The sequence below is a fragment of the Flavobacterium sp. HNIBRBA15423 genome (assembly GCF_052655965.1).
This window is the reverse complement of sequence record NZ_CP199751.1, coordinates 1,350,995-1,362,840: the sequence shown is the minus strand read 5'-3', so window position 1 is coordinate 1,362,840 and position 11,846 is coordinate 1,350,995. Positions and strand designations below refer to the sequence as shown.

Genomic DNA, 11,846 nt, shown 5'->3' with positions numbered 1-11,846 from the left:
TGAGGAGTTTTATCATTCAAAAAAAAAATAAAATGACAATTAAAAAAGCCATTCTAAAAATACATCTTTGGTTAGGTTTAGCAACTGGAATAATACTTTTTATAGTTGCCATCACTGGCTGTTTATATGCTTTCCAAGAAGAAATTCAAAACTTAACAGAAACCTATCGTTTTGTTGAAAAACAAGATAAACCCTATCTATTACCCTCTGAAATTGAGAAAATAGCAAAAAAGGAATTACCTAACAAACATTTACATGCTATTCAATATCGAAAACCAAATCAAGCAGTTGAAGCCATTTTTTATAATGATGATCCTTTATATTATGTCATTTGCTACATTAATCCATACACAGGAGAGATACAACGCACTGTAAATGAATTTTCAGGTTTTTTTCGTTTCATTTTAGATGGTCATTTTTACCTTTGGTTACCACATGAAATAGGTCAATTTATAATAGCTTCTTCTACTCTACTCTTTTTATTCATAATCATTAGCGGCTTTATTTTATGGTATCCCAAAAATAAAAAAGCAGCAAAACAACGTTTTTGGTTTAGGTGGAAAGAAACTACAAAGTGGAAAAGAAAAAATTATGATTTACACAATATAACAGGATTTTATATTCTTTCTATTGCTCTTATTTTTGCAATTACAGGTTTGGTTTGGGGCTTTCCATGGTTTGCATATTGTTATTATTCAGTAATAGGAGGTGAAAAATCATTAATTTATGAAGAGCCTACTTCATTAAAAATAAAAGACAATGATTTAATTATTAACCCTTTAGATAAAGTATGGTTGAAAATGCAAAAAGAATATCCAAATGCAATGTCTATTGAAGTTCATCCGGTTGAGACAGAAACTTCAACAATTGCTGCCAATGCTAATTTAGGAGATGGAACATATTGGAAAACCGATTATCGTTATTTTGATCAATATACATTAGAAGAAAAAGAGGTTTCTCATATTTATGGAAAATTTAAAAATGCATCTACTTCAGATAAAATAATGCGAATGAATTATGATATTCATACTGGAGCAATCATTGGATTACCTGGAAAAATATTTGCATTTTTAATTAGTCTTTTAATAGCTAGTTTGCCAATTAGTGGATTCTTAATTTGGTGGGGAAAAACTTTTAAATAGCTTATAAGGAAAAAAAGAGCAAGTCTATGAAAAAAATAAAATTTAAAATAACACATCCTCAATTCTATTAAATAATTGAGGTTTTTTTATATTTACCCATTCACTAAAAATATTAAATTTAAAACTACAACTTGCTATGAAAAAAATAGCTTTAAAATTTTTCAAAACCATAGCACTAATTTATATTTTAATATGCGGAATTTTATATTTTTTTCAAGAGAAACTTATTTTTCAACCACAAAAATTAAATAAGAATTTTAAGTTTCAATTTAACCAAAATTTTGAAGAACAGAATTACAAAACATCTGATGGAAAACTCCTAAATGGATTATTATTTAAATCAGAAAATTCAAAAGGACTTGTTTTTTTTTTACACGGAAATGCTGGTAATTTAAGTTCTTGGGGATTTGTAGCTAAAACTTATACTGACTTAAACTATGATGTTTTCATTCTAGATTATCGTGGTTATGGAAAAAGTGAAGGAAAAATAAAAAATCAAAATCAATTATTTGATGATATTCAAATGGTTTATAACGAAGTAAAAAAAGAATATCAGGAAAACAAAATTATAGTACTTGGTTATTCCATTGGAACTGGAATGGCTTCCAAATTGGCTTCTGAAAACAATCCAAGATTACTTATTCTACAAGCACCTTATTACAGTTTAACCGATTTAATGAATCGCACTATTTCAATTATTCCAAATTTCATCCTAAAATATAAATTAGAAAATAATAAGTATTTAAAAGACTGCAATATGCCTGTGATTCTTTTTCATGGTAAAGAGGACAATGTTATTTATCATGAATCTTCCATTAAATTAAAGGAAGAATGTAAAAGTGTACAACAACTTATTCTATTAGAAAAATTGGGACATAATGGAATGACAGATGATCCAAATTACAAAATAGAAATTGAAAAGATATTACAATGAACGAAGAGTACATCAAGCGAATAAATACAGTTTTTGAATACATAGATGATAATTTAGATAGCGAATTATCATTGGAAACTATAGCTAAAATTGCATTTTATTCTCCTTATCATTTTCATCGTATTTTTAAAATAATTACCAATGAAACCTTAAATAATTACATCACTCGCAGAAGAATCGAAAAATCAGCAGCTTTGCTATTGCATAAAAAAGAGATTACAATTTCTGATTTGGTTACCCAATTCGGTTTTACAAGTATTTCTACTTTTACAAGAGCATTTAAAAATTATTATGGAGAAAGTCCAACTTCTTTTCGAAAATCAAATTCTCTAAAATTTAGCAAGATTAGCCAAATTGATAGCAAGAATAGTCAAATAGAAACCAATTATGACACCTACATTTGCAACATAATTAATCTAAAAAAGTGGACAATTATGAATGCAAACATTGAAATTAAAGAACTATCAAAACTAGATTTGGCTTATGTGACACATATAGGTGTAAAAAGATTAGAAAATGCTTTTAATACAATTTTAAAATGGGCTACACCCAAAAACTTACTTGACGATAATTCTAAAATAATACGAATATTTCATGATAGTTTCAAAATAACTACACCTGATAAAATAAGAATGAGCATTGGAATTACTCTAAACCAACCTATAGAAGTTGAAGGAGAAATTGGGTTAACCCAAATAGAGAAAGGAAAATATATTGTGGGACGTTATGAAATTGAACCTAACGATTTTGAAAAAGCGTGGACTGGTCTTTTTATTTGGATGAATGAAAACGGCTATAAAAAAGCAGATACAAATCCATTTGAAATATATCATAATAACTTTATAAATCATCCTGATAAGAAATGCATTGTTGATTTGTGTATTCCTGTCGAATAGAAATAATTGTTGACTAACTATTGTAATTAATAATTAAAATGAAAATATTATTTAGACCTTTTTTTACTATAAAATAAAGCTAAAAAAGTTTTTAATATTTATTTATTTCTTAATTCCTTCATTTTTAGTATCTTTAGTTTATAAATAAATTAAGTCATGAAAACTACAAAAAGATTTAATGAAGCTATAAATAAATTATATAATGCCTTCCATAAAAACACTTTGAATCCATTATGTTGTAACCAATGTGCAGTTGGAAACATATTAGATAATAAAGATTATTGGAAACATTTGTCTGATTATAATGGTTCGCTTCAATTAAATTATGTAGGATTAGTAAATCAAAATTTAGGAAAACGTTTCAATGGTTATTCTCCTCTTGAACTTTTACAAATTGAAATAGAATTCTTAAAAAATTGTGGTTACTCATTACCCTTGCATCTTACCAACAAAGTAAAAAACACGACTGACAAAGATGTTTTATTTACAGGACTTAGTGCTGTGGTTACTTTACTTTGCAAATTAGATGATATTCCAAACGTAATGGATTACTCAAAAATATTTGAATATGATATCGTTAATTTAAATCGAAAAACTTCATTAGTTGTTAATGTATTATAAATTTTTAATTAGTTTATAAAAAATAAAGATATATAATCTCCAATTGTTAAATGATTGGAGATTTTTTATATTTACTTCTAAATTTGACTTTTATCATAACAACAAACAAAGAATATGACTACTATTTCAAAACAGCGACTTTTATCACTAGATACGTTACGAGGATTTGATATGTTTTGGATAATTGGTGGTGATGTATTATTTAAAGCACTAGGACAACAAACAAATTGGCCTTGGGCAGAAGCCATAGCAACTAATATGAATCATGCAGAATGGCAAGGGTTTTATGGTTTTGATCTTATTTTTCCACTCTTTATGTTTATTTCTGGAGTTGCTATTCCTTATGCTTTATTTAGCAAACTTGAAAAAGGAACATCTAAAAAAACTATATATCCAAAAATTTTAAAAAGAGCTTTTATACTTATCCTTCTAGGAATTATTTATAATGGTGGTTTAAATTTTCAATTTGAAAACTTAAGAATAGCAAGTGTTTTAGGACAAATTGGTATCGCTTATCTTATTGCATCAATCATTGCAATAAACTTTAGAAAGTTTAATTCAATTATGTTTTGGATTATAGGAATTTTACTTGGGTATGCTTTTTTACAGTTATTTGTCCCAGTTCCAGAACATGGAGCAGGAATTTTAACACCAGAAGGAAGTATTAATAGTTATATAGACAGAATGTTACTTCCTGGTCAACTTTATGGAAAAGTTTTTGATCCAGAAGGGTTGCTTTGTATCATTTCTGCGTCTGCAATAACACTTATGGGAACTTTAGCAGGAATTATTCTACGTTCCAATATTTCAACTTCTTATCAAAAAGTAATGATTTTTACTGTAGCTGGTTTATCATTACTAATCATAGCTTTATTTTTAAACAATTGGTATCCAATAATTAAATCAATATGGACATCTACTTTTACTCTTTTAACAGGAGGAATTAGTTTTATTTTACTGGCTCTTTTTTATTTAGTAATTGATATATGGAAATATCAAAAATGGACCTTTTTCTTTCGTGTTATTGGACTAAATTCAATTGCAATATATATGGCTGTAGCTATAATTCACTTTCAAGCAACATCCCATTTTTTATTTAGTGGTTTTGCCTCTTTATTTGGTGATTTTAAAACGATTATACTTGCTCTTGGTCTTATTTGTATTGAATGGTTATTTCTATATTTTCTTTATAAAAAGAATATTTTTATTAAAATTTGATATTAATTTTATCTTCTAGCTTTAAAATAATCTTCAAAAGCAGAACAGCCATAAACAAGATTATCATAATCTTTAGGATACTCTTTTTTCAATTTTTTATAAGTAGCATTCAAATTAAAAATAGAGTCATTATAAGTATTATAATCTTCGTAAGAAATGTTAGGATTTTTATGTCTAATTTCAAAAGATTCGCAACGACCTATCATTCGTAAACAAAGTGCTTTAAACTTATCTGTTTTAGCATTTTGGAATGCTCTTTCATAATATTTTTTGGCTAAAAATCCATTTTTAAATTCGGCATCATCTTCAGGATATGGTTCTACATCATTAGCTGAAACTCCAAATCGCCTCATCATCCAAGCATTTCCGTGAATAGTCATATTGTAATAACAATTGGCTACCAAAAAATTATAGTAGTCTTTTTTGGAAGATTTTTCAGCTTTAGAAATATATTCGATAAGCTTTGCTGTCACTGTTTTTTTATTTAATACAAAGTTTTCCTTTTGTTTAATAAAATCATTGGTATACTTTAAAGTAAAAAATGGATTTTCATCATCAAAACCATCTTCATTATTGGCTCTTTTCCATAAATAATCGGTTTCATTCCAGTAAGCATTATCAATTTTTTCAAAATAATATAAAGCCGTTTTTAAATCGTTTTTTCTAATGTATTGTGTACCCACTAAATCATATAATCGTTGAAGTTCAGTACTACAAGTTTTATATTTCCAAAGAGAAAACTCATCTTTTAAATTTACATTTGTTTCCACATCTGATATCAAATTTTTAACATCTTCAACAGAATACATCACATCAATATATTGAAAATAATCATAAAAATAATCTCTATATGATCTTGATTTATTTTTCTTTGATTTCCAAGTTACATAATTACCACTATCTTTTAGGATTGAAAATAATAAAGCAGCATCAGTCTTATTACCGTTATATTCTAAAATTCGACCTAAAGCAAAAATAAATTGAGCGTTAGATTTATTCTTTAAAAGAATTTGTTTAGTTTCTGGAAGAATTTTAAATTCACCTTGTTTTTGATTGGCTGTAAGACATAATGCTTCTATAATTTCTAATTGATTTTTTAAAGAAGGAGATTTATGATTCTGTTTCTTAATTATGGCTATTTCTTTTAAACAGCTATTATAGTCTTCTGTAATAAATAAGAGTTGAATTTTTAAAACATTCCATTCTAATAAATTACTAATTTTCTTAGCCTTTATAGCATTGGCAAAAGCCAAAACTTGAGCTGCATATTTTCTATCTTTTGCAATCCTAGCTTGAATTTGACTGTACGAAAACTCTTCACTATACTTTTCATTATCACTTAGAGTATTAACTGCAGGGTCATATAATGAAAAATAAGGTGTAAAAATCCAATCCTCTATTTTATTTACTTCTCGCAATAATAAAAAAGATAAAGCTTCATTAGATGCATTTAATTCATAAACTTTTTTAATGTATTCTAATGTTCTATCGTGTTTTCTGATACTTGCCAAAGCATACACATTTGCTTTTTCTTCATTTGTTTTAGCATGTATAAGAATATCATTCATTTCAATATCATTACTAAAACTATAAAAAACAGCAAATCGCTTGTCTGGAGCATTTATAAAAACTTGAGCAGCATAAAAGCTTTTCAATGCTTTATCTTTTTCAACAATAGTTCTAAAATACAAACTCCAATAATAAACAATGTCTTTCTCTTTATTATTTGTGAAATTAGTTTCAAAAAGACGAATTACATCTATTGCTTGGTCATTATAGTACGCTAGTCTAATTGCTAAAAAAGCATAACGTCTCTTTAAATCAATATTTTTAACCAATTCTGATAATTTCTCAGCAGCATGAACCATCTTTTTTCTTTCAGGAATTGAATATGATTCACTTCTTTCCCATGGATCATTATATAGAACATTAAAGACTTCACATTTCTTAGCAAATTTCAAATAATCAATTGCTTCATTATCTTTATTAGAATAAAGATAGGTAACCATTTTATTAAATGCTTTTTCATTAAAAGATTCGTAAGGAATGCTATAAACACAAGTAGAAATGTCCTCAAAACTTACTTTACCTTTACAGTAGTTGTACCAAAAAACCAAATTTGGATTTTCTTCCAAAGTCTTATATTTTTCATCATTAGGATAAAAAAGATCAGCTGAATAATTAAATTCAGAAAAACCATGCATATTAAAATACTCTGGTTTTAAAAAACAAAAACGAATATCTTCTCCATAAGGATAAAACCCACAAGCAGAAACGGAAATAGAAATACTACTTAATAAAAAGAGTGAAAAAGTTAGTAATCTCTTCATGAGAATAGTTTTTTAATTGTTGATCATCTAAATGGAATAGTGAAATGGTGATTGAATCTTCCAAAATTACATTTTTTTTAATAATTTCTATGGCTTTATCCACTTGATTAGCGGTAACATTATCATATTTAATTTTATCACCTATTCTCAAATAAACATTAGAAACCACTATGTCCTGAGTAACTTCATACCACAACGGTTTAATAGGTTTCAAAACTGTTTTAATTTTATCAAAATCGGTATAAATCACTTTGGTAAACTCATTATTTTGGAACAATTGCATCCAAGAATAAACTGGTAAAGCAATGTCTAAATGCAAAGGATAGTCACGTTGTCTATTTAAATACAAACTCAGTTCGTTGTTATCTAAAATTGAGTTTTTACCTTTATTATCTAATGGATTGATTAAATTATAACACATTAACATGGCTTTATCCACTGGAGGAATTCCCATTTTATCTGGATATTTATAAGGATATAAGCGAAGTGTACAACTTACTTCTTTCTTATAAATTTCCTTTAATTTCTTTAAAAAATAGAAATAATTATCTTTTGAGTTGATCGTCCAATCACAATCCATTTGAATTTCATCAAAGGCTTTTATATCATTTAAATTATCCTCTTTTTTCTTATTGATTAAGAAAACAATATTATCTGCTAAAAGATCTAATTCTTCTTTTTTACTTTCTAAAAACACTTCATTTCTAATATAAACACAAGGAACAATCGAATATTTTTCTTTAGAATAAATGGATAAATTATTTTTAGAAATGGGAATATTACCCATTAAATCATTGTGCTCCACTTCAAAAAATTTCACATAAAGTTTAGAAACTTGTTGGGTGTCAATTGTCTTTTCCTCCATTTCTGAAAGATTCCCATTATCAGATTTCCAATAATAAAATGCACGTTCCACATTTTCAACTTGATAGGGTTTAGAACAAGCTTGAAAAAGTAAAATTAGTAGAAGAAAGAATAGATATTTTTTCATTAGAGGAGAACCATTTTAAATACAACGGAAATTCTGGATAAAATTATGTAATTTCAGATATATTTACCTAAATTTAAAGTCAAAATTCTCAACTTAAAAGAGAATATTTAAAAATAAATTACATAATTAATCGATAACATTTAATTAATTGAATAACACTAAAAAGAAATAGCGGATTAAATTTCTTGAATAATATTTATAAAATGAATAATACAATAGAAGTAACATTTAACTCTTTCGAAGATCTTGAAAATCATCTAAAAAATTGTATTCACTGATATTCTACTGAAAATGTAGGTCAATATGATGCAACTGGAATAACAATTTTACTAAACGCTTTACTAGAAAATTTACAAAAAAACACTCATGAGGATGACATTAAAGATTTAAAAGCGATTCTTTCCAAAGAAAGTTTAAAATTCCTCACATTACTTTCAAAATCTCAATAAAAAACCTCGTTTATGATAAACGAGGTTCTCTATTTTCTATATTCTTTGTTCTATTTTCTCTCAGGAATATTCTCCAAAATCTCCAGCACAAATTTCCAATACTTTTGAGCCGAAGAAATACTTGCTCTTTCATCTGGACTGTGAGCACCTTTGATTGTTGGTCCAAAAGAAATCATATCCATATCAGGATAATTGGTTCCTAAGATTCCACATTCTAATCCAGCGTGACAAGCTACAACATCTGCTTTTTTACCGTTTTGCTTTTCGTAAATAGAACTTAAAACATCTAAAATTTCTGAATTAGCATTTGGTGTCCAACCAGGATAACTTCCAGAAAATTCAACTTCGCAACCCATTAATTCAAATGCAGAACGTAATGCATTTGCTAAATCAAATTTAGCCGTTTCCACAGACGAACGTGTTAAACATTGAATACTTAGTTTTCCTTCTCCAACGATAACTTTTGCAATATTATTAGAGGTTTCAACCAAATTATCAAAATCGGCACTCATGCGATACACTCCATTATGTGCTGTGTACAAAGCACGAACCAAATAATACTGAGCCATAGGTGGCATTACTTTTTTAGGAGTAACTTCCGATTTTTCAATTACAATTTGAAGATTTGGTTCGGTAGTCTTTAATTCGGCTTTAATTTCATTAATTACAGCTTGCATGTCATAAACAAAAGCTTCATCATACACATTTGCTATAATAACTTCTGCTACACTTTCTCTTGGAATAGCGTTACGAAGACTTCCTCCTTTGATTGAGGCAATTTGCAATCCAAAATCATCAAAACCATCAAATAACAAACGGTTCATAATCTTGTTAGCATTTCCTAAACCTCTATGAATATCCATTCCTGAATGACCTCCATTTAATCCTTTTACAGTAATGGTGTATCCTACAGCAAATTCTGGTGTGTCTTCTTCGTCATATTCGGCTACAGCCGTAACATCAACACCTCCTGCACAACCAATATCGATTTCGTCATCTTCTTCTGTGTCTAAATTTAATAAAATTTGACCCTCAAGCATTCCTCCTTGTAAACCCATTGCTCCTGTCATTCCTGTTTCTTCATCAATGGTAAACAAAGCTTCAATAGCAGGATGTGGAATATCTGTACTTTCTAAGATTGCCATTATAGTGGCAACACCCAATCCGTTATCAGCTCCTAATGTAGTTCCTTTTGCACGAACCCAATCACCATCAACATACATTTCGATACCTTGTGTGTCAAAATCAAAAACAGTATCGTTGTTTTTTTGGTGTACCATATCCAAATGCGATTGCATGACTATAGTTTTTCTATTTTCCATTCCAGATGTTGCAGGTTTTTTTATAATAACATTTCCTACTTCATCATTAACAACAGCTAAACCTAATTTTTTAGCAAAATCATTCATAAAAGCAATCACACGTTCTTCTTTTTTAGACGGACGTGGTACAGCATTTAAATCGGCAAATTTGTTCCAAAGTGCTTTTGGTTCAAGGTTTCTTACTTCTTGGCTCATTCTATTTTATAGTTTCAAAAGTTTTAAAGTGTCAAAGTTACAAAGTTTAAATTCTTTACTAAATGATTTCTAATTATATTTACGTTTTAAAATTGAGCTTTGAACAGAAAACACATTTTACCCTTATTATTACTCTTACAAATTGTCATTGTAAAAACTTTGGCATTATTTCCAGAATTTATCGAAAAATGGTATTCAAAGGGTTTATATCCAAAAATTGCTTTTGTTTCTCGAAAACTATTCGGTTGGATTCCTTTTTCTATTGGAGATATTGTCTATTTTATTCTAATATTTTTTCTACTACAATGGATTTGGAAACACAGAAAAGGATTTTTCAAAAATTGGAAAGCGAATGGATTGAGCATTTTGAGTTGGTTTTCTGTATTTTATTTCTGCTTTAATTTTCTTTGGGGAATGAATTATTATCGAGTTCCTTTAAATGAAAAATTAGCCATTAGAAAAGAATATACATTGGTACAATTAGAAATATTTACTGAAAAGATGATTGCCAAAACCAATGATTTACAAGAACAGATTACTGGAAATAACTCTTTAGCTGTTAAAATTCCTTACACTGAAAAAGAGATTTTTAATTTAGCTTTAAAAGGTTATCAAAACTTACCTGAAAATTTACAAGAATTCCAATACAAAAACAAAAGCATAAAAGCCTCTTTATTAAGTTATCCATTAAGTTACATGGGGTTTGGTGGTTATTTAAATCCGTTTACCAATGAAGCTCAAGTGAATATTTTAAAGCCTAAATATAATTGTCCAATGACCACTTGCCATGAAATGGCACACCAAACAGGAATAGGAAGCGAAAGTGAATGCAATTTCATTGGCTTTATAGCTGCGATTAAGAATGAGGATATTTATTTTCAATATTCGGCATATAATTTTATTACACGCTATTGTTTAGGCAATTTAGAGAAAATTGAAGAAGGGAAAAGCAAACCCTATTTAGACAAATTAAACAAAGGAGTACTTAAAAATTTTGATGAAAATGAAGCTTTTTGGAACTATTATCACACACCCATTAATACTTTTTTTGAATATTTTTACGATAATTTCTTAAAGTTAAATCAACAAAAAGATGGTTTAGAAAGTTATAGTAAGTTTGTAGGGTTGATGATTGGGTATGAGGAAGTAGTGATTAGTGGAGAGTGATTTTTTAACAACCACCTTTTATATTTTGTTTTTTTAGATTCTTCCTAATAATCTTTTTAAAATAATAAACAGTATTATTCATTTTATAATTAACTAATCCTCTGGACTTAATAAATAAATAGCTATCACTAGATATAACTTCTTTATTTTTATTATTTATTGTAGAATCTTTTTGGATATGATTCACAAATTTTGAATTTGAAACCAAATTAAGTTGATAACCAAAGTAGCTTTTGGGATTATCTAAATTGTTCATTGTAATATCTAAAGTGTCTTTCTCATTTCTAAAAATTATATGCTCACTATCTTCACAATGTCCGCACTTTACAAAATTCATATATGCATTTGTATGAACTAATTCAAGAAAAGAAACTTCTAGTTTAATTTCTTTATTTTTTTGAGATTCAAAAATTAAAATATCTCCTTCCTTGTATGGAAACCAAGCGAAGTATTCTGAGTTCATTTCTGGACAAGAAGTAAATAAATAATTATAAATACTTGTAAAAACTAAAATAGATATTAAAAGTAAGATACAAAAACTAAAAACAAATTTTCTAATCATCTAAATATATTATATTATG

10 protein-coding genes are annotated in these 11,846 nt (G+C 27.6%); 6 read left to right on the top strand and 4 right to left on the bottom strand.

Translation table 11 applies throughout. From position 1 onward, the window contains the following. Positions 1 to 32: 32 nt before the first annotated feature. From ACULEV_RS06015 to ACULEV_RS05995, 5 genes are all read left to right on the top strand, one after another. Positions 33 to 1,142 (top strand): PepSY-associated TM helix domain-containing protein, encoded by a 1,110-nt coding sequence (locus ACULEV_RS06015; RefSeq protein WP_445457764.1) that lies wholly within the window; start codon positions 33 to 35, stop codon positions 1,140 to 1,142. A 136-nt stretch (positions 1,143 to 1,278) separates the two neighbouring features. Further along, positions 1,279 to 2,076, top strand: coding sequence for an alpha/beta hydrolase (locus ACULEV_RS06010; RefSeq protein ID WP_445457763.1), 798 nt, complete (start codon positions 1,279 to 1,281; stop codon positions 2,074 to 2,076). After that, complete coding sequence (locus tag ACULEV_RS06005) at positions 2,073 to 2,972, top strand: AraC family transcriptional regulator (RefSeq protein ID WP_445457762.1); 900 nt, start codon at positions 2,073 to 2,075, stop codon at positions 2,970 to 2,972. The genes ACULEV_RS06010 and ACULEV_RS06005 overlap by 4 nt, the downstream gene beginning before the upstream one ends. A 156-nt stretch (positions 2,973 to 3,128) precedes the next feature. Beyond that, positions 3,129 to 3,593: a Na(+)-translocating NADH-quinone reductase subunit F gene (locus ACULEV_RS06000; RefSeq protein WP_445457761.1), complete on the top strand. Its 465-nt coding sequence runs from the start codon at positions 3,129 to 3,131 to the stop codon at positions 3,591 to 3,593. 114 nt (positions 3,594 to 3,707) lie between these two features. Then, entirely contained in the window at positions 3,708 to 4,811 is a 1,104-nt protein-coding gene (locus ACULEV_RS05995; RefSeq protein ID WP_445457760.1) for an acyltransferase family protein, read from the top strand. An 8-nt stretch (positions 4,812 to 4,819) separates the two neighbouring features. Here ACULEV_RS05995 and ACULEV_RS05990 read toward each other — a convergent pair whose 3' ends face one another. The 3 genes from ACULEV_RS05990 to ACULEV_RS05980 form a co-directional block, all read right to left on the bottom strand. Next, positions 4,820 to 7,141 carry a hypothetical protein gene (locus ACULEV_RS05990; RefSeq protein WP_445457759.1) on the bottom strand — a complete coding sequence of 774 codons (2,322 nt, stop codon included), beginning with the start codon at positions 7,139 to 7,141 and terminating at the stop codon, positions 4,820 to 4,822. Then, positions 7,101 to 8,132, bottom strand: coding sequence for a hypothetical protein (locus ACULEV_RS05985; protein ID WP_445457758.1), 1,032 nt, complete (start codon positions 8,130 to 8,132; stop codon positions 7,101 to 7,103). Before ACULEV_RS05985 ends, ACULEV_RS05990 begins: the two co-directional genes overlap by 41 nt. Positions 8,133 to 8,631: 499 nt before the next feature. After that, positions 8,632 to 10,098 carry an aminoacyl-histidine dipeptidase gene (locus tag ACULEV_RS05980; RefSeq protein WP_445457757.1) on the bottom strand — a complete coding sequence of 489 codons (1,467 nt, stop codon included), beginning with the start codon at positions 10,096 to 10,098 and terminating at the stop codon, positions 8,632 to 8,634. 99 nt (positions 10,099 to 10,197) lie between these two features. Here ACULEV_RS05980 and ACULEV_RS05975 point away from each other — a divergent pair, with 99 nt between their 5' ends. Beyond that, a complete protein-coding gene (locus tag ACULEV_RS05975) occupies positions 10,198 to 11,265 on the top strand; it encodes a DUF3810 domain-containing protein (RefSeq protein ID WP_445457756.1) in 1,068 nt (355 codons plus the stop codon). A 4-nt stretch (positions 11,266 to 11,269) separates the two neighbouring features. Here ACULEV_RS05975 and ACULEV_RS05970 read toward each other — a convergent pair whose 3' ends face one another. Further along, complete coding sequence (locus ACULEV_RS05970) at positions 11,270 to 11,827, bottom strand: hypothetical protein (RefSeq protein WP_445457755.1); 558 nt, start codon at positions 11,825 to 11,827, stop codon at positions 11,270 to 11,272. Positions 11,828 to 11,846 lie beyond the last annotated feature (19 nt).

What these genes read in the sequence shown, in the direction of transcription:
- ACULEV_RS06015 (WP_445457764.1), top strand. Translation starts at nt 33, where the DNA reads ATGACAATTAAAAAAGCCATTCTAAAAATACATCTTTGGTTAGGTTTA.
- ACULEV_RS06010 (WP_445457763.1), top strand. Translation starts at nt 1,279, where the DNA reads ATGAAAAAAATAGCTTTAAAATTTTTCAAAACCATAGCACTAATTTAT.
- ACULEV_RS06005 (WP_445457762.1), top strand. Translation starts at nt 2,073, where the DNA reads ATGAACGAAGAGTACATCAAGCGAATAAATACAGTTTTTGAATACATA.
- ACULEV_RS06000 (WP_445457761.1), top strand. Translation starts at nt 3,129, where the DNA reads ATGAAAACTACAAAAAGATTTAATGAAGCTATAAATAAATTATATAAT.
- ACULEV_RS05995 (WP_445457760.1), top strand. Translation starts at nt 3,708, where the DNA reads ATGACTACTATTTCAAAACAGCGACTTTTATCACTAGATACGTTACGA.
- ACULEV_RS05990 (WP_445457759.1), bottom strand. Translation starts at nt 7,141, where the DNA reads ATGAAGAGATTACTAACTTTTTCACTCTTTTTATTAAGTAGTATTTCT.
- ACULEV_RS05985 (WP_445457758.1), bottom strand. Translation starts at nt 8,132, where the DNA reads ATGAAAAAATATCTATTCTTTCTTCTACTAATTTTACTTTTTCAAGCT.
- ACULEV_RS05980 (WP_445457757.1), bottom strand. Translation starts at nt 10,098, where the DNA reads ATGAGCCAAGAAGTAAGAAACCTTGAACCAAAAGCACTTTGGAACAAA.
- ACULEV_RS05970 (WP_445457755.1), bottom strand. Translation starts at nt 11,827, where the DNA reads ATGATTAGAAAATTTGTTTTTAGTTTTTGTATCTTACTTTTAATATCT.